The organism is Pantoea sp. GM_Pan_3 (genome assembly GCF_026541045.1).
Classification (GTDB): domain Bacteria; phylum Pseudomonadota; class Gammaproteobacteria; order Enterobacterales; family Enterobacteriaceae; genus Pantoea; species Pantoea anthophila.
The window spans coordinates 349273-371057 of sequence record NZ_JALNVA010000004.1 but is presented as its reverse complement, the minus strand read 5'-3'; the positions used below and the strand labels follow the sequence as shown (position 1 = coordinate 371057).

At 59.2% G+C, this 21785-nt stretch carries 21 protein-coding genes and 1 pseudogene; 7 read left to right on the top strand and 15 right to left on the bottom strand.

Going from position 1 to position 21785, the window contains the following annotated elements:
* Nucleotides 1-3: 3 nt before the first annotated feature.
* Nucleotides 4-1113 (top strand): fimbrial protein, encoded by a 1110-nt coding sequence (locus OXR04_RS14415; RefSeq protein WP_267371160.1) that lies wholly within the window; start codon nucleotides 4-6, stop codon nucleotides 1111-1113.
* Nucleotides 1114-1303: 190 nt separating this feature from the next.
* Nucleotides 1304-1831, top strand: a complete 528-nt coding sequence (locus OXR04_RS14410) for a sterol desaturase family protein (RefSeq protein ID WP_009093087.1) — start codon at nucleotides 1304-1306, stop codon at nucleotides 1829-1831.
* Here the strand turns inward: OXR04_RS14410 and crtB are convergent.
* The 6 genes from crtB to OXR04_RS14380 all read right to left on the bottom strand — a co-directional run bounded on the left by crtB (nucleotide 1770) and on the right by OXR04_RS14380 (nucleotide 8279).
* Nucleotides 1770-2699 carry a 15-cis-phytoene synthase CrtB gene (gene crtB / locus OXR04_RS14405; RefSeq protein WP_267371155.1) on the bottom strand — a complete coding sequence of 310 codons (930 nt, stop codon included), beginning with the start codon at nucleotides 2697-2699 and terminating at the stop codon, nucleotides 1770-1772. The genes OXR04_RS14410 and crtB overlap by 62 nt on opposite strands.
* Complete coding sequence (locus OXR04_RS14400; RefSeq protein ID WP_046102889.1) at nucleotides 2696-4174, bottom strand: phytoene desaturase; 1479 nt, start codon at nucleotides 4172-4174, stop codon at nucleotides 2696-2698. Before OXR04_RS14400 ends, crtB begins: the two co-directional genes overlap by 4 nt.
* Nucleotides 4171-5331, bottom strand: coding sequence for a lycopene beta-cyclase CrtY (gene crtY / locus OXR04_RS14395; protein ID WP_267371152.1), 1161 nt, complete (start codon nucleotides 5329-5331; stop codon nucleotides 4171-4173). The genes OXR04_RS14400 and crtY overlap by 4 nt, the downstream gene beginning before the upstream one ends.
* The gene (locus tag OXR04_RS14390) at nucleotides 5318-6610 is read right to left on the bottom strand and encodes a glycosyltransferase (protein WP_267371149.1); all 1293 of its coding nucleotides are present in this window, start codon (nucleotides 6608-6610) and stop codon (nucleotides 5318-5320) included. Before OXR04_RS14390 ends, crtY begins: the two co-directional genes overlap by 14 nt.
* Nucleotides 6611-6619: 9 nt before the next feature.
* Nucleotides 6620-7528, bottom strand: coding sequence for a polyprenyl synthetase family protein (locus OXR04_RS14385; protein ID WP_009093081.1), 909 nt, complete (start codon nucleotides 7526-7528; stop codon nucleotides 6620-6622).
* Between the two features lie 220 nt (nucleotides 7529-7748).
* On the bottom strand, nucleotides 7749-8279 hold the full coding sequence (locus OXR04_RS14380; RefSeq protein WP_267371145.1) for a YtfJ family protein: 531 nt from the start codon (nucleotides 8277-8279) through the stop codon (nucleotides 7749-7751).
* A gap of 171 nt (nucleotides 8280-8450) precedes the next feature.
* On the opposite strand from OXR04_RS14380, the gene OXR04_RS14375 reads away from it, so the two are divergent.
* Entirely contained in the window at nucleotides 8451-8678 is a 228-nt protein-coding gene (locus tag OXR04_RS14375) for a hypothetical protein (protein WP_009093079.1), read from the top strand.
* A 94-nt stretch (nucleotides 8679-8772) separates the two neighbouring features.
* Here OXR04_RS14375 and OXR04_RS14370 read toward each other — a convergent pair whose 3' ends face one another.
* The 3 genes from OXR04_RS14370 to OXR04_RS14360 all read right to left on the bottom strand — a co-directional run bounded on the left by OXR04_RS14370 (nucleotide 8773) and on the right by OXR04_RS14360 (nucleotide 11772).
* On the bottom strand, nucleotides 8773-9450 hold the full coding sequence (locus OXR04_RS14370; protein ID WP_267371142.1) for a pirin family protein: 678 nt from the start codon (nucleotides 9448-9450) through the stop codon (nucleotides 8773-8775).
* A gap of 126 nt (nucleotides 9451-9576) precedes the next feature.
* Complete coding sequence (locus OXR04_RS14365; RefSeq protein WP_267371140.1) at nucleotides 9577-11307, bottom strand: DUF2534 family protein; 1731 nt, start codon at nucleotides 11305-11307, stop codon at nucleotides 9577-9579.
* A gap of 69 nt (nucleotides 11308-11376) precedes the next feature.
* Complete coding sequence (locus tag OXR04_RS14360) at nucleotides 11377-11772, bottom strand: DUF2946 domain-containing protein (RefSeq protein WP_267371137.1); 396 nt, start codon at nucleotides 11770-11772, stop codon at nucleotides 11377-11379.
* 218 nt (nucleotides 11773-11990) lie between these two features.
* Here OXR04_RS14360 and OXR04_RS14355 point away from each other — a divergent pair, with 218 nt between their 5' ends.
* Nucleotides 11991-12929: a D-2-hydroxyacid dehydrogenase gene (locus OXR04_RS14355; RefSeq protein WP_267371134.1), complete on the top strand. Its 939-nt coding sequence runs from the start codon at nucleotides 11991-11993 to the stop codon at nucleotides 12927-12929.
* A 272-nt stretch (nucleotides 12930-13201) separates the two neighbouring features.
* Here the strand turns inward: OXR04_RS14355 and glsB are convergent, their stop codons facing one another.
* From glsB to fucO, 5 genes and pseudogenes are all read right to left on the bottom strand, one after another.
* Entirely contained in the window at nucleotides 13202-14122 is a 921-nt protein-coding gene (gene glsB, locus OXR04_RS14350) for a glutaminase B (RefSeq protein WP_200895510.1), read from the bottom strand.
* A gap of 97 nt (nucleotides 14123-14219) precedes the next feature.
* Entirely contained in the window at nucleotides 14220-15419 is a 1200-nt protein-coding gene (locus OXR04_RS14345; protein ID WP_267371129.1) for an MFS transporter, read from the bottom strand.
* Between the two features lie 170 nt (nucleotides 15420-15589).
* On the bottom strand, nucleotides 15590-15760 hold the full coding sequence (locus tag OXR04_RS14340) for a hypothetical protein (protein WP_009093072.1): 171 nt from the start codon (nucleotides 15758-15760) through the stop codon (nucleotides 15590-15592).
* A 103-nt stretch (nucleotides 15761-15863) separates the two neighbouring features.
* Nucleotides 15864-16037, bottom strand: a complete 174-nt coding sequence (locus tag OXR04_RS14335) for a GhoT/OrtT family toxin (RefSeq protein WP_009093071.1) — start codon at nucleotides 16035-16037, stop codon at nucleotides 15864-15866.
* A 304-nt stretch (nucleotides 16038-16341) separates the two neighbouring features.
* Nucleotides 16342-17489, bottom strand: a pseudogene (gene fucO / locus OXR04_RS14330) (lactaldehyde reductase).
* A 264-nt stretch (nucleotides 17490-17753) separates the two neighbouring features.
* On the opposite strand from fucO, the gene OXR04_RS14325 reads away from it, so the two are divergent.
* Nucleotides 17754-19394, top strand: coding sequence for a dihydroxyacetone kinase subunit DhaK (locus tag OXR04_RS14325; protein ID WP_267371124.1), 1641 nt, complete (start codon nucleotides 17754-17756; stop codon nucleotides 19392-19394).
* Nucleotides 19395-19504: 110 nt separating this feature from the next.
* The gene (locus OXR04_RS14320; RefSeq protein ID WP_111207160.1) at nucleotides 19505-20053 is read left to right on the top strand and encodes a YbhB/YbcL family Raf kinase inhibitor-like protein; all 549 of its coding nucleotides are present in this window, start codon (nucleotides 19505-19507) and stop codon (nucleotides 20051-20053) included.
* Between the two features lie 51 nt (nucleotides 20054-20104).
* Here the strand turns inward: OXR04_RS14320 and OXR04_RS14315 are convergent, their stop codons facing one another.
* Complete coding sequence (locus OXR04_RS14315; RefSeq protein WP_009093067.1) at nucleotides 20105-20971, bottom strand: alpha/beta hydrolase; 867 nt, start codon at nucleotides 20969-20971, stop codon at nucleotides 20105-20107.
* 178 nt (nucleotides 20972-21149) lie between these two features.
* Here OXR04_RS14315 and OXR04_RS14310 point away from each other — a divergent pair, with 178 nt between their 5' ends.
* Nucleotides 21150-21740, top strand: coding sequence for an ABATE domain-containing protein (locus OXR04_RS14310; RefSeq protein ID WP_140029233.1), 591 nt, complete (start codon nucleotides 21150-21152; stop codon nucleotides 21738-21740).
* Nucleotides 21741-21785: the final 45 nt, after the last annotated feature.

Here is a 21785-nt window from a genome sequence, read left to right as displayed (position 1 = left end):
CAGATGAAATCAGTTCAGCGTGTCATTAAAGGGATCGTGCTGCTCATCCCGGCACTGGTCTGCTGGCCCTCTCTGGCCCAGGAGTCGTGTCAGGGGGTGAGTCAGGTGGTCGTGCAGGTGCATAACGTCAATTATGTGCCGGGCGCCGCTGACGGCACCCCCATCTCTGCGCAGATGCCCGTGCAAAGTACCAATGCGTTTACCTGCAATAAAAACAGCGGTGAGCAGGGCTATGCCTGGAAAGATATGGGGTTTCAGATTAATGCTGAAGAGTCGGGATTACAGACCTCAATTGCGGGAGGGCACACGACGCCAATCTATCGCGTACCGGGTGTTGAGAGCATCGGATTCGCGATTGGATTTAAAGAGCCTTCATATTGCAACAGCGGCTTTTTCGACACCACCGGCAAAGGCAAAATCAGTTCGATCTGTAACTCGCAGGTCAGTCCACAGTTCAACGCGGCACACGACATCAAACTGCAGTCCTATGTGGTGTTTTACAAAATTCCGGGGCAGCGTTCACCGCTGAATCCAGGCAACCAACCCGCTAATGTCGGTGAGGTAAACATCGGTAATGCCAGCCTGAAGGTGGGGAACAGTGCGGCCAGCAGCCAGCCGATCAACGACAGGCCGCAGCTCTTTCTCTCCAGCTTCACGGTGCAATATGGCAGCTGTGCCGTTGTCACATCCCAGTCTGCGATTAACGTCGGGATGGGAAAAGTGAGTAAGGCGGAGTTCACCGGCATCGGCAGCCGGGCGGGAAGCGAAAAAAGTTTCCGGATTCAGGTGATGTGCGAACACAGCGCTGCAGTCAAAGTCGGCTTTTTTGGCATGGCGACCGCTGGCGACAAAAATGCCATCAGCCTGACACCACAGAGTAACGCCGCGTCAGGGGTGGGCATTGCCCTGACCTATGGGCCCGGTCTGCAGGTCGCAGAAGGCCAGCGCGTGCCGCTGAATGTGCCGACCGATCAGCTGCCGGTGCTGACTACCGTCTCCTCACCCAATCAGGCGAAGTCGATGTCGTTTAACGCCCAATATATTCAGACCGACAGCCAGGTGATGGCGGGTAAAGCGGACGGGACCGTCACCTTTAATCTGGTGTATAACTGAGCCGTTGCCGCTGACGCGGATTCACCGGTTATGGCGACCGGTTTCCCTTCCGGGTCCGGCTACCGGGGTTATCCGCTTTATCATCTGCAGTAATTGTTAAAACCCGCCAAACCCGCCCGGCTGTTTTGGCCAATCTCTGTTAAAATTGAACCTCTGCGCCACTTTGCAGGATGCATGTTCGGGAGAAGCTATGTTGTGGATTTGGAATGCCCTGATTGTTCTGGTCACCGTGATCGGCATGGAGATTACGGCTGCGCTGGCGCACAAATATATTATGCATGGCTGGGGCTGGGGCTGGCATCTGTCGCATCATGAGCCGCACAAGGGCTGGTTCGAGGTGAACGATCTTTATGCGGTGGTGTTCGCGGGGCTGTCGATTTTACTGATCTGGCTGGGCAGCACGGGCGTCTGGCCGTTGCAGTGGATCGGCGCCGGGATGACGCTCTATGGCCTGCTCTACTTTATTGTTCATGACGGCCTGGTTCACCAGCGCTGGCCCTTCCGCTATGTTCCGCGTCGGGGTTACTTACGTCGGCTCTATATGGCGCACCGGATGCATCACGCGGTGCGCGGAAAAGAGGGATGTGTCTCGTTTGGCTTCCTCTATGCGCCACCGCTGTCAAAACTGCAGGCGACGCTGCGTGAACGTCACGGCGTTAAACGGGGCGCTGCCAGAGGTGAGCGGGGCGTGGAGCAGGACGCGCCATCCGGGAAGTAACCGCCTGACCTGACGCCGCCATCAGCATGACCAGTTTCTCGGGTGTGCTGGTGGACAGGCGCTGATCCCACGCCGCTGGCCCTGCCTGAATCACCTTCATGCCGATTTTACGATAGACCTGCTTCGCGGTTGCGATTGCCCATGCCGATCGCAGCGGCAGGCCTGGCAGACCTGCCGTGGCCGAGTGATAGTAGGGCTCGGCCGTTTCAACCAGGCGACGGGCGACGCGGCTCAGCGCCGGACGGTGTTGCGGCGCGGCCAGATTTTCCCGTGTAAGCCCCTCTTCAGCCAGCCACGCTTCAGGCAGATAACAGCGGTCTGCGGTCGCATCTTCGACGATGTCGCGGGCAATGTTAGTCAGCTGAAACGCCAGACCGAGATCGCAGGCGCGATCCAGCGTGGCCCTGTCGCGCACCCCCATGATCTGCGCCATCATCAGACCTACCACCCCCGCCACGTGATAACAGTAGCGCAGCGTGTCGTCCAGCGTCTGATAGCGCGTCTCACGCACATCCATCGCAAAACCGGCCAGATGAGCAAAGGCGTAGTCAGGCAGAATATCGTGCGCCATCGCCACCTCCTGAAAGGCCGCAAAGGCAGGCTCATGCATCTGCAACCCGGCATAAGCCTGGCGGGTTTTTGTCTCCAGCTGCGCCAGACGCTGTTCGGCGGAGAGCCGCGACGGCGTATCGTTGCTGAAGCCCAGCACCTGATCGTCAATCACATCATCACAGTGACGGCACCAGGCGTAGAGCATCAGCACACTGCGTCGGGTTTTGGCATCGAACAGTTTCGATGCCGTGGCAAAGCTTTTTGAACCCACTTCCATGGTTTCTACAGCATGATCGAGCAGTGACGGACTGTTCAAGCCAGATCCTCCAGCATCAATCCTGCCGTGGCTTTCGCCGAGCCCACCACGCCAGGAATGCCTGCGCCCGGATGCGTGCCTGCGCCGACCAGGTAGAGGTTACTGAGGTGTTTATCGCGGTTATGTGGCCGGAACCAGGCGCTCTGGGTCAGGATGGGTTCAACCGAGAAGGCGGAGCCCTGATAGGCGTTCAGCTCATCGCGAAAATCGAACGGCGTAAAGATGCGGTGCGTCACCAGCTGACTGCGCAGGCCCGGCATGTAGTGCTGTTCCAGATAGTCAAAAATACGGTCGCGCAGGCGCGGACCTTCAACCGCCCAGTCGATATCAGCCGTGCCGAGATGCGGTACCGGGGCCAGCACGTAGTAGCTGCCGCAGCCTTCCGGAGCCAGCGAGGGATCGGTGACACAGGGGGCATGCAGGTAGAGCGAGAAGTCCTCGGCCAGGCCATCACGATTGAAGATCTCATCGATCAGTTCACGATAGCGCGGGCCGAAGCAGACGGTGTGGTGAGCCAGCTGGTCATGATGATGATTCAGGCCAAAATAGAGCACAAACAGGGAGTTGCTCATGCGCTTGTTCTGCAGTGTCTTTCCCTGCGCCACAGAAGGGGGATGCTGACGCAGCAGATCATGGTAGGTGTGAACCACGTCTGCGTTGGAGGCGACGGCGCGGGTCGGGAGTACCCGGCCATCTTCGAGATGGACGGCCGTAATCCGGTTTTCCTGCGTTTCCAGCCGGGCCACGCTGGCATTCAGTTCCACTTCGCCACCCAGATCCTCGAACAGTTTTACCATGCCCTGCACCAGTGCGCCCGTGCCGCCGCGCGGGAACCAGACCCCCCATTCACGTTCCAGCGCATGAATCAGCGTGTAGATGGAGGAGGTGGCAAAGGGATTGCCGCCGACCAGCAGCGAGTGAAAGGAGAACGCCTGACGCAGGTGTTCATCCTCAATGTAGCTTGCCACCTTGCTGTAAACACTGCGCCAGGCCTGCAGTTTTGCCAGCTGCGGCGCGGCACGCAGCATGTCGCGGAACGAGAGAAACGGCACAGTGCCCAGTTTCAGATAGCCTTCGGCGAACACGGCGCGGGAGTAAGCCAGAAAACGGCGATAGCCTTCGACATCACGCGGATTAAAGGCGGCGATCTGCGCTTCCAGTTCGGGCTGATCGTTGTCATAACTGAACACCCTCCCTGACTCCCAGCAGAGACGATAAAAGGGCCTGACCGGCAGCAGCTCAACATAGTCAGCGAGCTTTTTGCCCGCCAGCGTAAATAACTCTTCAATCGCGCTGGGATCGGTGATCACCGTCGGGCCGGCATCAAAGGTGTAGCCCTGATCCTGATAAACATACGCCCGGCCGCCTGGCTTATCGCGCTTCTCCAGCAGTCGGGTGGGAATGCCTGACGCCTGAAGGCGAATCGCCAGCGCCAGACCACCAAAGCCTGCGCCAATTACTGTCGTTCTGTTCATTGCATCGCCTGTTGACGGTGAGGAGTCATGATAGCCTGTAACGCCGCCAGTACGGGGACCGGGGGCTTGCCGCTTAAAATACGCAGCCGATCAGGCAAAGTAAGTTTTCCCGCATAAAAACGGGCGATCAGACCTTCGGGAAGGCCATAAAAACGTTGCATCACCTGCCAGCGCTGCCCGGCTGGCCCCGCCAGAAACAGCATCCGGTTCAGCATGCGAAAGAAGCGCTGCTGCTGCCAGGCCTCGGAGGCCACCTGTCTGATAGTGGCGTTGAGTGAGGCCGATGTCATTACGGGCATCTCCGCCAGCCGATCAGCCAGCGCCACTGCCAGCGGCAGTGAGTAGCCGGTGGTGGGATGAAACAACCCGGCGCGTAAGCCGCTGCACGGCAGGTCACGCTTCTGCCAGAATGCGTCAACGTCGCCTGTCAGCGTGATGGGCAGGGCACCCTGCTCTTCGCGCAGCAAACGGGCCAGCTGCCAGCCCTGCTGTGCCGCATAGTCACGAATATTCTGGCGGGCGCGCTCCCCGTCCAGCGTGGCGCGGTCGATATAATGGGTGTCTTCAATCAGCAGCGTATCGGCCGAAAAGGGCAGGCTGTAGACAAAGCGATAGCCGGCCTGCTGGTCAACCGTGGCATCCATAATAATTGGCGCGGTCAGCCCGTGTGGAGCACCGAGCTGCCACTCCTGTCCGACAAACGACTGAAAGCCCATGCGCAGCGCGCCATCGGGCTGGTAGCCCCGGCCATCAATCACGGCATCCGCTTCCACTACCCGTCCATCCTCCAGCGTAACCGAGTGTGAATCGAGCGTTGCGACACGCGTATTCAGCAGCAGGTCAGCGGCAAAGTGATCGCGCATGACCTGAGCGAAGCGCTCTGCGGTGACACAAAAATAGCCACTGTTCAGATGGCGCTGACGCTGCGGAAAGCGCACCTCATAACCGGGCCAGTGATGCACCACCAGCGGGGCGATCCAGCGGTGCTGCGCTTCAGTCAGGTCGTCTGCATGAAAGGACCAGGTGTGATGGGCGCCAGGCTGACTCTCCGCGTCAATCAGCAGGATGCGCAGCGACGGCCGCTGCTGGCGGAGGCGCAGCGCAATCAGCCCGTTGGCCAGACCCGCGCCCACCAGAATCAGATCATACCGTGGCATAGGCACTCCCGTTCAGCACGGGCTGGCGGGTCAGCATCGCCTGCTCGACGATGTCCGCTGCCAGCGAGGCGCCACCCGCCTGACGAAGCGCGGCGCGCAGGGGATTCATCTGCTCAGCATAGTGCGTATCCGTCAGTAAGGTCTGCAGCTGGCGGGCCATGGCGTGACTGGTGGTAAAGCGTGAGGCGCGGCGGCCGATACCGTGCCAGACCACCCTGGCTGCCACGCCCGGCTGATCAAAGGCCAGCGGGATTGTCAGCAGAGGCGTCAGATGGTTAATCGCATCCAGCACCGTGTTCATGCCGCCGTGGGTAATGGCCAGGTCGGCCTGGGCCAGCGCGGCGGCCTGGTCAGCAAAATCGACAACCTGAACATGGCTGGCCTGCGCCAGTTTCTCTGCCTGAAACGGCGACAGGCGGCCACAGTGGGCCAGCAGTAACTGCGCGTCGATCTCCTGACAGGCGCGGACGATCGTTTTAAACAGGCCGTAACGGTGTCCCTGCAGGGTGCCGAGGGAAGCAAAAATGCGCGGCCTGTTGCCATGCGGAAAATAGCGCGGCTGTGTGGCCTGGGGCGCGTCCGGGGCACGCAGCGGGCCAACAGCATGAAAATGGTCGGGCAGCGCATGACGGGGAAAATCCAGCGCCGGGATCAGCTGGCTGATCTGTGCCAGCGGAGAAAAACAGTGGTGCAGCTTTTCCCGCGGTGACAGCCCCATTGCATGGGCGTTACGGGCGATTACCCTGTCGTGGCGGCGCATCAGCCAGTCGTAGATTTTTTCACTGGCACGATAACGTTCGCGCGCCTGGTCGCTGGTGCCATAGTCAAACGGCATCACTGCCAGCGGGAAATCCGCTTCACGGTTAAGTGGCAGGGCACAGGCCACCGAAACATAGGGCAGATCGAGCGCCTCAGCGGCCAGCGCGCCGGCCGGCTCCATCTGATCGACAATCACGCCATCCACTGCCAGCGTATTCAGCACCACCGGCAGTTCGCGACAGAGCATATCGCTGCTGCGCGCCATCTCACTGATCAGTTTCAGCATCGACGGGCCAAGGGGGTGTGCAGCCAGCTGCAGGGTATGCGCCAGACTCCCGGCAGGATGCGAAGTTAAGCCCAGCGGAAAAAAGCCGATGCGGCGGTCGGTGAGCAGTGCGCTGACGTCCGTCTGCTGAATAAAGGTGATACGGTGTCCGCGTGCTATCAGGGCCTGGCTGAGATGCTGAAGCGCCTGCACATGGCTATAGAAGGGCGGTGCAATAACCGCAAAGTGGCTCATGCAGCATCCTTAACTGACGGCAGCGAGTTTTTTCTCAAACCAGGCCTGAACAAAATGATGGGTGGCGTAACCGTCGCGGCAGGCGGACAACAGGTGTTCTCCGGCGCAGCGCAGATGGTCGCGCAGTTGCGATTCCACCGCTTTTGCGCCGAGAAGGTTCACCAGCGTCGATTTTCCCTCATCCTGATGGGCATCTTTACCGGTGTCACTCATTCCGTCAGTGAGATCGTCCAGCAGCTGAAACGCCTGACCGAGATTCAGCGAAAAGCGGTGCAGCTGTTCGCGGGCTTCTTTGGGGGCTTCCGCGACGATAGAGGCCATCTGCATGGAGGCGCAGAACAGGGTGCTGGTTTTGAAGTGATTGGTCATCAGAATGGCGTCGGCGCTGCGGGGTTTATCTCCCTCCGAGAGATCCTTGAACTGCCCCTGCACCAGCCCCTGCATCCCAACCGCCTGAGACAGCTCTGCAACCGCGTCCGTTCTGGCGCTGGCGGTTAAGCCCTCTGCCACGGCGACCAGACCAAAGGCCTTACTCAGCAGGGCCACAGCAGCGAGGATGGCGACATGTTCACCATACTGACAGTGGATGGTAGGGCGTCCGCGCCGCAGCTGCGCATCATCCATGCAGGGCATATCGTCCAGGATCAGCGAAGCGGCGTGCACCATCTCAACCGCGCAGGCGAGGTCAAGCAGACCGGCTGCGCTGGCATTGCACCCCAGATCGCGCGCGGTCAGCAGCAGCAGCAGCGGACGAATACGTTTTCCCGGCGCCAGCGCGCCGTCGCGCATTGCCGCGCCGACCAGGTCACGTTCACTGTCGACCGGTAAAAGCTGATCGAGCCGTTGCTCGATATCGTTCAACAGAATCGCTGCATCGCTGTGTATGACATTGACGTGTTTTTCTGCGCAGACCGTCATCAGGGCTGTCCTTATCTACAGAGGAAGTCACAGCAGGTCGAAATGATTCGATGCCATCTTCAATCATCGTCCCCGGCTGCCCCGGCATAGTGGGCAGGTTTTCAAAGAACGGCGGGTAAATCCATTACAACTAAGCGTAGCTTACGGTATAAAAAAATGTCGGGAAATTCAGGAGCATTCCGCGATTTGCGGTGACAGCCGGGTGAAAACTAAGCGGCCATCAGCCCAGCAATGCCCGTAGCTGTTTCATCACGCTGGCGACGTTGTCAGCAGATAATGCGCCATCTTTAGCGAAGCGCACAATACCTTGCTGATCAACGACCACGACGGCTGCGCTTTCTGGCTGAAGATGCCAGCTATGCGCCGTCACGCCGCTGCTGTCGATGATGAATTGCTGCCAGGGAGCGGCTTTTTTGCTGGAGGCGATGCTGCGCACCACAAAAATGGCGCTGCCGGGCAGGGCGTCGTCGGTATTCACGATGGTGGTGGTCTGAAAGCGATCGCGCGGCAGACTGGCCTGCTGAACGGCCTCAATCAGGGCAGCACTCTGCTCTTTGGCTGAAAGACGCCCGGCGACATGGATCACCAGCCGCACTTTGCCGGTCAGCGCCTGACTGTTCCAGCGCTGGTAGCCGATATCGCCCTCATTCAGCACCATTTCGCCTTTATCGGCCACAAAGACCGGCGGAACCGGCTGGCCGGGTGTCAGGGTGTGGGCGGAAGCAACGCCGGAAAACAGCAGGGCTATCATCAATCCATAATGGCGCACAGGTTCCTCACTTCTTTCTCGGTTTGCGGTGGGCGAGGCGAGCTTTCTCATCAGCAGGCAGAAGATTAGTACCACATCCATGTTTCAGATCAATAAAAGCAGTAAAGATTTAGCCTGAGAATGCAGAGGAAAGTTAATTGCCGGAGGTGGAAGATGAGTGCTGCACTGATGACGTTGCCCGAATTTGCCCGTTACATTGGTATTGCCACGCCGACCCTGGCGCGCGCCTTTTGCTGTCGGGGTTCACTGGATGGGGTGCCGCTGCCGCAGGCACTGGATGATGCGCCGCTGACGCAGCGCCACTGGTTACTCGACGATGTGCGTCAGTTTGACCACGTTTATAAACGGGTTCAGGCGAAGCAGCCCCGTAACCGGGAGTAAGGACAAACATTGCCGCGTGGAAATCGTCCCGCGCGGCGCTTTTAATTGGAGCGTAGCGCTGCCTGCGACCTCACCGGGAAAGGCAGCGCGTTTTTTATGCAGCGTGATCGGGCCTGATCAGGAAGCAGACCAGATTGGCATCCCGGTCACCCGTGATTTCACTCCCGGCCGCCAGCCCGCTGACCGCATCACCCCGACCCAGTCGCGCCTCGCCGATACGAATGCTGCCTTCCAGCACGACGAGATAAGCCACAAAGCCCGGCAGGGTGGGCACGTCCAGCGTGTGGTTGCGCTCCAGCAGGGTGTCATAGATATAGGCTGCCTGACGCAGTTCCAGCGGGGCGTCTGACTCCTCCGGCCCGGCCAGTTCGGTCCAGCCATTACTCATAATGCCCTGATCGCGCTCCAGCACCTGGGTCATAGCTTCACCCCCAGGCTGGGCGGGACGGATAACCGCCTGTAACAGTTCCGCTTCAAACAGAGGCACCGACTCTTCGTACTGAACGCCGTCACCCGCATTGACCACCATCACCCGCTTAGCCGAGAGCTGGGTCCGCTCGCCGTTACTGTCCTGATGCTGCATCGATCCCCGCCACAGATAGGTAAAAACCTCTTCATTCCAGTGCTGCTGCATCGGGATCCGGGCATCCAGTTTCAGCGACATCAGATCAACGCTGACCAGTGGGCTTAGCGGCTCACCAGGTCGCTGACGGCGGACGGTAAAGGGGCCGTACTCAAACAGCTGTTCAGGATTAGCACGCAGGATGTTCATGATTTGCCTTTAAACAGAAGGGTCAGTGACAACGATCATAGCCTTTAGTGAGAGAATGAAAAGCCGGGAAATTTGCCCGGCTTCGTCAGTTATGTTGAAGGAGAGACAGCCAGCGGAGGCGACAGCCTATTTGCCCTGCTCATCGCTTTCACCCAGGAAGAAATACCAGAGTGGAATCGACAGCAGTCCGGTAAAGACCGTGGAGTAGAGCAGAATCATCATCGCCTGCGTGATATACATCGTCAGCGACCAGTGGCTGAAGGGGATCTGATACTGATCAATCACGCCGCCTATCATCGCATTCGCCATCACCGAAATCACAATCAGCGCCAGAACCGTCACGCTGCGCAGAAAATAGCGCATCTCTTTGCGCTTTACGGCGAAGCGGGACTGCACGATCGCCAGCGGCGACTGCTTGTCGGGTGCAATCTCGGTGCGGGCCTGGCTGCGACGCCGGGCGCTGCGCCAGCGCTGGATATCCAGCAGCAGAAACAGCAGCAGGCTGATGCCCATGACCGGCAGGGCATAACCGAGCGCCAGCATCACGATGAGGCTTGTGCCCTGCGCATAGCGTGGCAGCGCCAGCCAGGCGGTTAACAGCGTCTGTGAAGGGTTAAGCTGCGGAACCGCCGGACGACGAATCCACCACATGCGGTAGCCCAGCACAATCATCGTGCAGAGTCCGAAGCCAAAGAGCGCCAGAATCAGCTGATTAGGCAGGCCGAACAGCACACCCATGTGCGCATCGACGCCCCAACGGGTCAGTTTTGCCACCAGCGGAAAGCTGGCGAACGCCACTTTGTCGACCACGGTGAAGTCGGCCGGATTAAGTGAAACGGCATCCACCTGACTTGGCCAGCTGCGGTCAATCTCCGAAACTGTCCATGCCTGTCCGACGTTTTTAGGCTGGCGCAGTTCGAGTTTTGCCGCCTTCAGTCCTGCCTGACGGGCGGCAGACAGGGCCTGATCCCAGCGGGCATCCGGCTGATTAGGAATGACCCGCGCGGGAGTCTTAGCGGGCATCGTCATGCCCGACATGGTCATCCCTTCCATTGCGCCGCGATGCTCTGCGTGGGGATCGGCAGATTCAGCCGGGGCGTCACCGTTCAGCGCGGTTTTCACCTGCGGCGTTTTCCAGTTCAGGTCGCTGCGCATCTTTTCAATGTTGCTGCCCGCCCACTGCGACCAGGTCAGCCCGGTCACCGAAAAGAAGATCAGGCCCAGGGCCAGCAGCAGTCCCAGCGTGACGTGCCAGTGACGCAAGGCAGCAAACCCGCTGCGGACGTTCTTTCGGGTACGGGGAGGGCGGGTACCGGCCCACAGGATGAGCCCGCCCAGCGCGGCGACCCAGAGCCAGGACGCGGCCAGTTCACTGTAGTTACGGCCGAAATCGCCCAGTAACAAGCCACGATGCAGCTGATCCAGCCACATGCGCAGCGGCAGCACGCCGCTGGTGCCATATACGGTCATATCCCCCCTGACCTGCAGGGTATAGGGATCGATAAACACCGAGCGTGACTCAGAGGGACCCGCATCAGCGGCAGTGAACTGTATCCGCGTCGTATCCCCGGGACCCGGCGCGGGACGCACAGCGTAGATGTGCGCTGACTGGCCTGCCCAGGCCCGTGCAGCGGCAACCTGCGCGGAGAGCGCCTGCGGCTCGCCCTGCGCACGGGTCGTCAGGGCATCGTGATAGATCGCCTGTTCCAGCTGCGGAGTCAGAACGTAGAGCGTTCCGGTGAGGGCCGCGATGAAAATGAACGGCGCAATAAACAGACCAATATAAAAATGCAGGCGGCGTAGCAGATTGAACAGCGTGCCGCGTGGTGCAGGGGATGTTTCCTGATAAGAGGACATGGCATTCCACACTTTTCAAAAGACAGGGGCGATCGGGTGACGTTGTCACGCAATCGAAATGTTATGGCGTCAGTGTGATGCGTAACAGGGCGGTGCCCGGGGGCGATGAAGGCGCAGCGTTCGCCGCCCCCGGAGCGGCGTGACCGCACGGGGCGGCGGGGCGCGACTGATGAGGCACATCCACCAGATGAACGGGACAAAGTTCCAGAGCATCAGGGGGACATGCACCAGTAAATCACAGTATCCGCAGGCAAAGCCTGCATCGGACATCATCACAGGGTCCATCATGGACATCTCGCCGTGATGATGCATCATCGGCATCTCTGCGCTCATGCTGACGTGCTGCATCCTGGCATGATCTGCCGCAAGGTTTTTAGAGACCATCGGTGCAACAAACAACAGCAGCACGGCCAGTATCGCAATACCGGCTGTGAGTCGTTGTCTGAATAAGCATTTCGGCATCATTTACACAGGCACAATGGGACAAATTTCCGGGCGGCAGTGTAACGCGAAGGGAATAAAAGGGTTAAATAAAGTGGCTGCTGAAGCAAAGAAATTCGCACTCTTTGAACATATTCACTTTAATTTCAGCTTCATTTAACTTAGTTGTTACCCGCTGAACACATACAGGTAACATCACGGCTGAGCCTGTGGATGACTCTCTGAGCAATTAAGGACAGATAATGAAAATAGTTATGCTGGATGGCGATACGCTGCCGATCTCACTGCCGATCGAACAGCTCCAGGGTGAGTGGGAGATCCGCACACACACGCCGGTTAATGAGATCGTGTCTGCCCTGCAGGGGGCGACTATCGCGATCACCAATAAAGTTCCGTTACGCGCCGCCACACTCAGGCAACTGCCGGATCTGCGCTTTGTCTGTGTTGCCGCAACCGGCTATGACTGTATCGATCTCGACGCCTGTCGCGATCGCGGGATCACCGTCAGCAATGTGCCCGGCTACTCCACGCAGAGCGTCTCCGAGGCGGTAATTGCAGCCCTTTTCGCGCTGCGCCGGCAGTTATTTGACTATGCCAGCACCACCCGCCGGGACTGGCCGCAGGCGCAACACTTCTGTCTGCATCGTCGGCCGATTCAGGATATCGGCGGGGCTATGCTGGGTATCGCGGGCCGGGGCGAAATCGGTCAGGCGGTAGGAAGGCTGGCGCAGGCGCTGGGGATGCAGGTCCAGTTCGCCGAGCGCAAAGGGAGTCAGACTGTGCGTGACGGTTATGTCAGCTTTGAGCAGATGCTGGCCACCAGCGATGTGATTTCACTGCACTGTCCGTTAAGCGATCAGACCCGACAGATGATTGACCGTGAGGCGCTGGCTAAGATGAAACCGCAGGCGCTGCTGATCAACACCGCGCGTGGCGGATTAATCAATGAAGCCGATCTGGCGGCTGCCCTGACGCAGGGCGTTATCGGCGGGGCGGCGCTGGATGTGCTGAGTAGCGAACCGCCTGCTGCCGATAATCCGCTGCTGGCGGATCTGCCGGGTCTGCTGCTGACGCCGCACATTGCCTGGGCAAGCCGCAGTGGCGCAGAGAATCTGGTGAAGGGGGTGATGAAAAATATCGCCGCCTCTCTTCAGGGCGAGCCGATTAACGTGGTGAGCTGAACCCGGTCTGAGTGGGGGCATCTTCGGCAGTTTCGGCATGGGGCAGCGCGTGACGCTCTCTGCACTGAAAAGCGGTATGGACCGCCATACCATTCTGCACATGACCGGGCTGAGCGAAGCGGAACTGGCGGATATCCGTCAAACAGACTGAGACATGCTCTCAGTCTGTTATGCAGACTATAATCCCACTCCCCGGCGTCCGGAGTCGTCGTGCCTGTTCATCATCAAACCGCCTTGCACAGATGACTACTCTACTCCGTCGGGTCCCAGGGTCAGAAAATAGAGCGGCCCAGCTTTTCCGTCAGTAACTCCAGCACCGCCGTGCCCGCCAGGGAATTGCCCGCGCCATCGAGTCCGGGTGACCAGACGGCGATGCTCATTTCACCGGGAATAATGGCAATGATCCCGCCACCTACCCCTGACTTTGCCGGCATGCCGACCCGCCAGGCAAATTCGCCCGCGCCATCGTACATCCCGCTGGTGATCATCAGCGCGTTAATCTGGCGCGCCTGACGCGCGGTAATCATCTGGCTGCCATCCAGCGTCCGGCCCTGATTCGCCAGATAGATAAACGTGCGTGCCAGTTCAACGCAGCTCATTGACAGTGAGCAGTAGTGAAAATAGGTCTGCATCACGCTGGTCACGTCGTTATCGAAATTTCCGAACGACTTCATCAGCCAGGCAATCGCCGCGTTGCGGGCTGAGTGTTCAAACTCGGAACGGGCAACGTGGCGGTCATAGTTGATGTCCGGCTGCTGACTCAGCTGCCGGACAATCTCCAGCATACGCTGACGCGGCGCGGTCAGCCGGGTTTCCAGCAGGTCGCAGATCACCAGGGCACCCGCATTAATAAAGGGATTACGCGGTTTACCCTGTTCCAGTTCGAGCTGCACCAGCGAATTAAAAGGCTGACCCGACGGCTCTTTTCCGACCCGCTGCCAGATTTCGCTATCGTCATAGCGGGTCAGCGCCACGGTCAGCGACAGCGCTTTAGAGATGGACTGAATCGAAAAACGCGTTTCAGCATCGCCCGCCTGAAAGAGGGTGCCGTCAGGCAGGCAGACAGCGATAGCCAGCCGGTCTGCGGCCACATCGGCCAGCGCGGGGATATAGTCCGCCACTTTTCCCTGATGAACCAGCGGACGCACCTCATCCAGGATCGCCTGCAACAGCGCATTATTCAGTTCAGACACACTCGCTTCTCCTGTCGCTTCCCGCCGGACGCTGATGCTGTGCATCAGCGACCGGCAGATCATATTGTTAAGGTCTGATGGCGGCATGGCCGCACGTTCAGCTGATGGGTTTTGACTGTGCGGCCAGGGGGGCCAGCAGCATCTGAAGCAGGCTCAGCAGCACCAGTACGCTGAAGGGGATCGTCCAGTTTCCGCTCTGCTCATGGAGCACGCCAAACAACAAAGGACCGAGCGCGGCCAGCGCATAGCCGACGCACTGGGCCATACCGGAGAGCTGTGAAGCCTGACGATGATTGCTGGCCCGCAGATTAAAGAGGGAGAGGCAGAGCACCAGTGAGGCGCCTGCGCCCAGACCGGCCAGTGTCAGCCAGATCGCCGCCCACAGCGGGTTAAGCAGTAGCCCCAGCATGCCGAGAAAGATAGCCGACGAGGCGATGAAGGCGGTGAGGCGGGCATCCTTCACCCGCTTCAGCGCCATCATGCAGCCAAGATTGGCGACAATCGCGATGGCCTGATACCAGAACAGCAGCCAGCCCGCCGTGGCCTGACTGAAACCCTGGTCCTGGGCGAATAGCGTAAACCAGTCGATCAGGGTATAAAACGCCAGCGACTGCAGCGCCATAAACAGGGCAATCTGCCAGCCGCCTGCCGAGCGCCACGGATGGCGATGGAGAACTGTCGTCTCGCCGGATGCCTGCTTTAACGGACGCTGGCGTAGCAGTGGCAGCCAGGCCAGCAGCGCAATCAGACCTGGGATCGCCCAGACCACCAGCGACAGTCGCCAGCCTGCGGAGGAGAGCTGGCTCAGCGGAACGGCAATCCCGGAGGCCAGGCTGGCAGTAATCGACATGGTGGCGGCGTAAAGCCCGATATAGCGGGCGGTATGAGCAGTAAAATCGCGTTTGATCAGCGGGGGCAGTAGCACGTTGGCAGCAGCAATCCCGGCGCTGAGCAGCAGGGTTCCGCCCCATAACGCCGCCTCCACAGGCAGCCAGCGCAACAGGGAACCCGCGGTCATTAAGCAGAGTGCGCCCCACAGGCTGCGTTCGAGTCCGATGCGATTGCCGAGCCAGGCGGCTGGTGGCGCAAGCAGGGCAAAGAGCATCAGGGGAATAAAGTTGAACAGACCCGCTTCACCGGCGCTCAGCCCAAAGGTCTGACGAATATCCTGCAGAACCGGGCCGACCACAGTCACCGGTGCGCGAAGGTTGGCCGCGGTCAGCAGCAGCACAAATAAAAAAAATGAGGCGCCGGAGAGCGCAGCATGAGGTTTAACACCAGGTTGCAGAGTCTTCATGGCAGGGATCATCACAGGCAGCAGCGCTGCGGGGGCGTTGGTTGACGTTAACGCTTACGCATCAGAAATGATGTCTGGGCGCTACTTTACTGACCGGCCATCGGCGTGTAAAGCCTTGTTATGCGATGAAATAGCGCAAATGCGATCCCGTAACACACTGTGCGGGTGTGTCAGTGAAATTCCGGTTCGGGAAAGTGACCGCAGTCATTCTGGCTGGGATTGGTGCCAGGCTGGCAGGTCTGCTGACGGGTTTCTGCCGCCGGGACCGGTTTTTCGGCGCCCCAGGGTCCGCTGCAGGCACTGAGAAGGGAAATCAGAATCGCCACACCGATTACGCGCATAACCGCTCCTTATATGAGTGATGAGCAAGCCGACATCAGCGATCGGCGCAGAGCGGGTCAGTGACGTCTAATCTGAGTGTGGTCGGTAAGGCGAAAATGTCAATTAAAACAGCGCGAACATCAGCGCAACGGGAAAACTCATCGGCCAGGTGGCACCCACCAGAAAGGCGCTGAGCAGTTTAATGCTGAGCTTATCTTTGGCGATGAAGAAGGTGATCAGCGTAGCGAACAGTGCAACAACGGCATAAAAAATCAGCATACCCTGGTACAGTGTCATCAATATCTCCGCAGCATCGTAAAGGTTTTCGCTGCGCATGATGCGGATTTTTGTGATCCAGATCAAGTGACTAAGGGTTTAGCATCTAAAGAAATTATCCGGTCAGGTGGCGCATGCACCGCAACCTGCAGAAAAGTCGCGGGCGATTTCAGGCTGAAACGGGCATCAGAAAATCGAGAAAACCCCGGCCGTCACCGCGCTGACTGGCTTTATCCGCCCTGGCGAATCGCGACAGATCCAGCACGATAAAAAAGCCCGCTGGCGTGAGCGGGCCTGACGTCAGCGGCGGATAAGCTGGCGCGCGTTAACTCTGACGGTAGAGCGCCATCACCGCCTCAAGATCGGGCGTGCGCGGGTTGCCACCGGTACAGACATCATCCAGCGCGGCCTGCGCCAGGGCCGGATATCGGCCTGCTGCAAACCCACTTCACGTAAGGAACGCGGGATGCCCACATCCCGACAGAGCTGACGAACGGCATCAACCGCGGCCTCCCGCGCCTGCTCCAGCGAGAGGGTGTCGACCTGCTTCACGCCCATTGCGCGCGCAATGTCGCGATACTTTTCGCCGGTCCAGGCGGCATTCCACGCCATCACCTGCGGCAGCAGAATGGCGTTAGCAATGCCGTGTGGCACATCATAAAAGGCGCCCAGCGGATGGGCCATGCCATGAACCAGCCCGAGTCCGACACTGGAGAAACCCATCCCGGCGACATACTGTCCCAGCGCCATCTGCTCCACCGCGTCGGGATCTCCCGCCACCGACTTGCGCAGTGACCGGCTGATAATCTCAATGGCTTTGAGATGCAGCATATCGGTCAGCGTCCAGGCGCCACGCGTGATATAGCCCTCAATCGCGTGGGTCAGTGCATCAATACCGGTTGCGGCTTTCAGTGAGGCGGGCATACTCGCCATCATTTCCGCATCAACAATTGCGACTTTCGGAATGGCATGCGGATCGACACAGACAAACTTACGGCGTTTCTCTTCATCGGTAATAACGTAGTTGATGGTGACTTCAGCGGCGGTGCCTGCGGTGGTCGGGATAGCGATAATCGGAACGCAGGGATGGCGGGTGGGGGCCACGCCCTCCAGGCTGCGCACATCTTCAAATTCGGGATTGTTGATAATCATACCGATCGCCTTGCTGGTATCCTGAGGTGAACCGCCCCCGATCGCTATCAGATAATCTGCGCCCGATGCCCTGAAGGCCGCCACGCCCTGCTGCACCACCCGAATGGTGGGATTGGGCACCACCTCATCGTACACCGCCCAGGCAAGCTGGTGGCTGGCCAGCCGATCGGTCACCCGCTTCAGCGCACCGGCTGCCACCAGTGCACGGTCAGTAACAATCAGGGCTTTGCGCATTCCACGACGCTCTACCTCTTCCGGCAGATGGCGTAACGCGCCGGCACCAAACCAGGCCGTTTCATTCAGAATCATACGTTGAGTCATAAAAACATCCTCTGTTTGTGAATGCGCTCTAACTTCCACCATTCCCTATCAGGGTTCTGCGCAGAACCTCTCAGTTTCGGATAAAAATATTTGATAGAAATCAATAAATTAGTCCGTAATGGCGCGATGCCTTTGCCAGATGCCGCGCCAGGCGCTGAACGAGACGGGCTGATACGCCGGGTTTCGCAGTGGATTTCTCCCCGTCTGGCGGTTATGTGCAACACTTGTTTACTTCCCCTTCGCACGCCCATGAGGAATGAAGAGATGACCCGATTTGTACTGAATAACAAGGACGACCTTGTCGACAGCGCGTTAGATGGCATGATTTACGCCAGCCCGTGGCGCAATCTGGTGCGGCTACAGGTCGCGCCGCGAATCCGCATTGTCATGCGCAGGGACTGGCAGAAACAGCAGGTGGCGCTGATCTCCGGCGGGGGAGCCGGACATGAACCGGCGCATGTCGGATTTATCGGTAAAGGGATGCTGACGGCCGCCGTTTGTGGCGATCTCTTTGCTTCACCCAGCGTAGACGCGGTGTATCACGCCATCGTCAATCTTACCGGGGAAGCCGGATGCCTGCTGATTGTAAAAAATTACACCGGCGATCGGCTTAACTTTGGCCTTGCGGCAGAGAAGGCGCGTAAGGCGGGATACAGCGTCAACATGGTGATTGTCGGTGATGATGTGGCCCTGCCGGAGAATCCTCAGCCGCGCGGGTTGGCCGGTACCCTGCTGGTACACAAGGTGGCGGGATTCGTCGCCGGACGGGGTGATGACCTGGCGGCGGTCACCGCGGCCGCGCAGGCGGCCAGCCAGGCCATCGCGTCGATGGGCGTGGCGCTTTCCGGCTGCCATCTGCCGGATGAGCCTGTCAGCCAGCGGGTGCCGGAAGGCAGTGTTGAAATGGGACTGGGCATTCACGGGGAACCGGGCGTTGAGGTGATGCAGAGCCAGAACAGTCAGCAGATTGTTCAGCAGCTGCTGGAGAAGGTGATGCCGGAGAATGAGGAACCCTGCGCGCTGCTGGTGAATAATCTGGGCGGTATGTCCGCGCTGGAGATGAGTCTGGTGACGCGGGACCTGATTGCGTCACCGCTCAGCCGGGGCAGTAACTATCTGATGGGGCCTGCGCCGCTGATGACCGCACTGGACATGAAAGGGTTTTCCGTGACCTGCATGAGGCTGACTCCCCTCTTCGAAGAGGCCCTCTGCGCGCCGGTTGAGGTCACCGGCTGGGTAACCCCGGTGAGAATCGCCCCACTGGAACCGGTAAGTGCCGCCACTCCGGCTTCAGCCCACCCGGTCCAGCCCTCTGCAAACCCCCAGGTTGCCGCTTACGTGAACACTATCTGTGAAACCCTGATGGCCTGCGAAAGTGAGCTGAACCGGCTGGATGCGCAGGTCGGGGACGGTGATACCGGTTCGACCTTTGCCGCGGGCGCGCGTCAGATCCAGCGCGAATGTGATGATAATCAGCTGCCACTGAATGCTCTTCCCGAGCTGCTCGCGGTCACGGGAGAGCGGCTGGCGACGGTGATGGGCGGCTCCAGCGGCGTGCTGATGGCGATCTTTTTTACCGCTGCCGCTCAGCAACTGGCGGAGGGCGATACCCTGCCTGTCGCCCTGCAGCAGGGGCTGGAGAAGATGAAGGAGTATGGCGGGGCAAAGCCGGGTGATCGGACACTGATCGATGCACTGCAACCGGCCATTGAGGCGCTGGTGGCGGGTCAGTCACTGGAGGCGGCAGCAGAAGCGGCGCAGCAGGGCAGTGAGGCGACGGCCACCATGGGAACAGCAAAAGCGGGTCGCTCCTCCTATCTGAACAGCACAAACCTCAATGGCGTGCCCGATCCGGGGGCCGTCGCGGTCGCACGCGTCTTTGCGGCTCTGAACAAGGCGAAGTGAAAATGCTGACGCTGCTGTGCGGCCTCTGTCGCGCAGCCGTCAGAGTAAGCAGGCAATGACAAAATGTAGCGGGACAATTTTCTCAGGTGCTATCTGATAAGGAGTGACGGTTGAAAAAATTACTCTGCGCGGCGGCGCTGGCCGTTCTGCCCATGACCACGCTGGCGGCATCCGTGTTTACGTTGCAATCCCGGGACTTCAGCGACAATGCGCTGCTCGATAAAAAGTTTGCCGGTGCCAATAAAAGTAATCCTTCCTGTACCGGGGAGAATATCTCTCCTGAACTCAACTGGTCGGCTATTCCGGCGGGCACCCGCAGTCTGGCGCTGCTGATGACCGATCCGGTGGGGGCCAGGGGGCTTGGCGTCACCCACATGGTGGCTTACAACATTGCCCCCACGCGTTCATCGTTTGCTCAGGGCGCTCTGACGAAGGGGAATGGGTATACCGGCGGAAAGAATACGCCGGGAACCACACACTATTATGGCCCCTGTCCGCCAGCGGGTAGCGGTCTGCACCACTATAACTTTGTGCTGATCGCCACCGATTTGCCGCCGGGCCAGTTAAAAGCGGGTTTAACCCAGGCGGAACTGATTGCACAGCTGAAGGGGCATGCGCTGGGCGCGGCCAGTACGGTCGGCCGTTTCAGTAATGAATAAAGGAAGGGAGAGGCACAGAGGCGGTATCGGATAGCTTCTGTGCCCCTTTTGTCAGTCGCCGCTGAACATCTCCCGGATACGCGTTGCAATGTGCTGAGTATGGGTCTCCAGCGCGAAATGCCCGCTATCCAGCATCTCAACCACCGCCTGCGGATTGTCACGCTGCCAGGCTGCTGCCCCCGGCGGGATAAAGAAGGGATCGTGTTTCCCCCAGATCACCAGCGTCGGCAGCTGCTTTTGACGGAAAAAGGCCTGAAATTCCGGGTAGCGCTGCAAATTACTGGCGTAATCGAGAAACAGCGCCTGCTGAATCGCTTTATTACCGGGTCGCTCCATCAGCAGGGTGTCCAGCGTATACGTCTCCGGCGCAATTAACTGCGGATCGCTGACGCCATGCGTGTATTGCCACTTGATCGCCTCCGGCGTCAGGACGGTGTCGCGCACCACCTGCCCCTTAGCTTCGCTGGGGTCGTCCCAGTAAGCACGCACCGGCGCCCAGGCTTCTCCCAGTCCCTCCAGATAGGCATTGCCGTTTTGCGATATCAGTCCGCTGACACGCTCAGGCCGGGCGAGGGCCAGACGCAGACCGGCAGGGGCACCATAGTCGAAAACATACAGGGCATAACGTTTCAGACCCAGCGCATCCACGAAAGCGGTCAGCGTCTGACCGAGTGCGTCGAAAGTCCAGCTGTAGTGACGCTCAGCGGGAACGTCAGTAAAGCCAAAGCCGGGCAGATCGGGCGCGATAAGGTGAAACCTGTCAGCCAGCAGAGGAATAAGGTGACGAAACTGATGTGACGAGGTGGGAAAGCCATGCAGCAGTAACAGTACCGGGTGGGAAGGATCGCCCGCTTCCCGATAGAAGATATTGACCCCATCGGCCTGCAGATAGCGATGTTGAATAGCGTGGTCGGTCATAGCTGACACTCCTGTAACTGGTAAATTCGTTTATTAGGGGTTACTGATGCTGATTATGCTGCCTTTTGGTAACCTGTCAATGATGATTTAAGTGGTTACACGATCTGTTTGTAACTGTATAATGCGTCTTTTATCGGTGACACTGGTGTTAGGCGAGACTCCCAGGAGGGGCATTAACATGGCAGAAACACAATCATCCACCGCGCAGGGGCCGTGGTTTCTGGCCGATCATCCGGCGCTGGACTTCATTAATACCGTCGCCATCGTGGACGGTCAGCCGCACGATTTCTGGCAAACCGATGAGGATGTTGACGCATGGCTTCAGCAGGCCGGACTGGCTACAGACGGCCCGGCAGCGCACTCTGAAGCTGGCACGCTGTTGCAGGCTGCCCGTCAGCTGCGGGACAACATTCGCGACATGGTGCAGCAACAGAAGGCGGGTGAAGCGATAGATGTGCGGGTGCTGAATGCCTGGCTGGGCGAGGCGATCAGCCATATGCAGCTCGTCACAGAGCAGGGGACGTTGCAGATCCGCCGGATTTATCCTGCTCAGAGCGCAATGCAGCGACTGGGGCGGGTTGCAGAACAGGCTGCCAGCCTGCTGGCCCAGGCGGATTTCAGCCGGGTACGCGCTTGTGAACATCCCGCCTGTAACCTGTGGTTTTACGATCGTACCAAAGCGCATCGCCGTCGCTGGTGCAGCATGGCGCTGTGCGGTAATCGGGCGAAAGTGGCGCGTTTCCGGCAGGGCGTGAAGTCAGAGGGATGACGACTCCGGGCGCTGAGGTGATGCCGGAAAAAGAGGAAGAGGCGT

Coding starts and splice junctions, on each gene's coding strand:
- OXR04_RS14355 (WP_267371134.1), top strand. CDS start 11,991: ATGAAAATAGTTATGCTGGATGGCGATACGCTGCCGATCTCACTGCCG.
- OXR04_RS14370 (WP_267371142.1), bottom strand. CDS start 9,450: ATGAACATCCTGCGTGCTAATCCTGAACAGCTGTTTGAGTACGGCCCC.
- OXR04_RS14390 (WP_267371149.1), bottom strand. CDS start 6,610: ATGAGCCACTTTGCGGTTATTGCACCGCCCTTCTATAGCCATGTGCAG.
- OXR04_RS14345 (WP_267371129.1), bottom strand. CDS start 15,419: ATGAAGACTCTGCAACCTGGTGTTAAACCTCATGCTGCGCTCTCCGGC.
- OXR04_RS14400 (WP_046102889.1), bottom strand. CDS start 4,174: ATGAACAGAACGACAGTAATTGGCGCAGGCTTTGGTGGTCTGGCGCTG.
- OXR04_RS14325 (WP_267371124.1), top strand. CDS start 17,754: ATGACCCGATTTGTACTGAATAACAAGGACGACCTTGTCGACAGCGCG.
- OXR04_RS14315 (WP_009093067.1), bottom strand. CDS start 20,971: ATGACCGACCACGCTATTCAACATCGCTATCTGCAGGCCGATGGGGTC.
- OXR04_RS14365 (WP_267371140.1), bottom strand. CDS start 11,307: ATGTCCTCTTATCAGGAAACATCCCCTGCACCACGCGGCACGCTGTTC.
- OXR04_RS14385 (WP_009093081.1), bottom strand. CDS start 7,528: ATGACGGTCTGCGCAGAAAAACACGTCAATGTCATACACAGCGATGCA.
- OXR04_RS14335 (WP_009093071.1), bottom strand. CDS start 16,037: ATGACACTGTACCAGGGTATGCTGATTTTTTATGCCGTTGTTGCACTG.
- OXR04_RS14410 (WP_009093087.1), top strand. CDS start 1,304: ATGTTGTGGATTTGGAATGCCCTGATTGTTCTGGTCACCGTGATCGGC.
- crtY (WP_267371152.1), bottom strand. CDS start 5,331: ATGCCACGGTATGATCTGATTCTGGTGGGCGCGGGTCTGGCCAACGGG.
- OXR04_RS14380 (WP_267371145.1), bottom strand. CDS start 8,279: ATGATAGCCCTGCTGTTTTCCGGCGTTGCTTCCGCCCACACCCTGACA.
- OXR04_RS14310 (WP_140029233.1), top strand. CDS start 21,150: ATGGCAGAAACACAATCATCCACCGCGCAGGGGCCGTGGTTTCTGGCC.
- OXR04_RS14360 (WP_267371137.1), bottom strand. CDS start 11,772: ATGATGCCGAAATGCTTATTCAGACAACGACTCACAGCCGGTATTGCG.
- OXR04_RS14415 (WP_267371160.1), top strand. CDS start 4: ATGAAATCAGTTCAGCGTGTCATTAAAGGGATCGTGCTGCTCATCCCG.
- OXR04_RS14375 (WP_009093079.1), top strand. CDS start 8,451: ATGAGTGCTGCACTGATGACGTTGCCCGAATTTGCCCGTTACATTGGT.
- OXR04_RS14340 (WP_009093072.1), bottom strand. CDS start 15,760: ATGCGCGTAATCGGTGTGGCGATTCTGATTTCCCTTCTCAGTGCCTGC.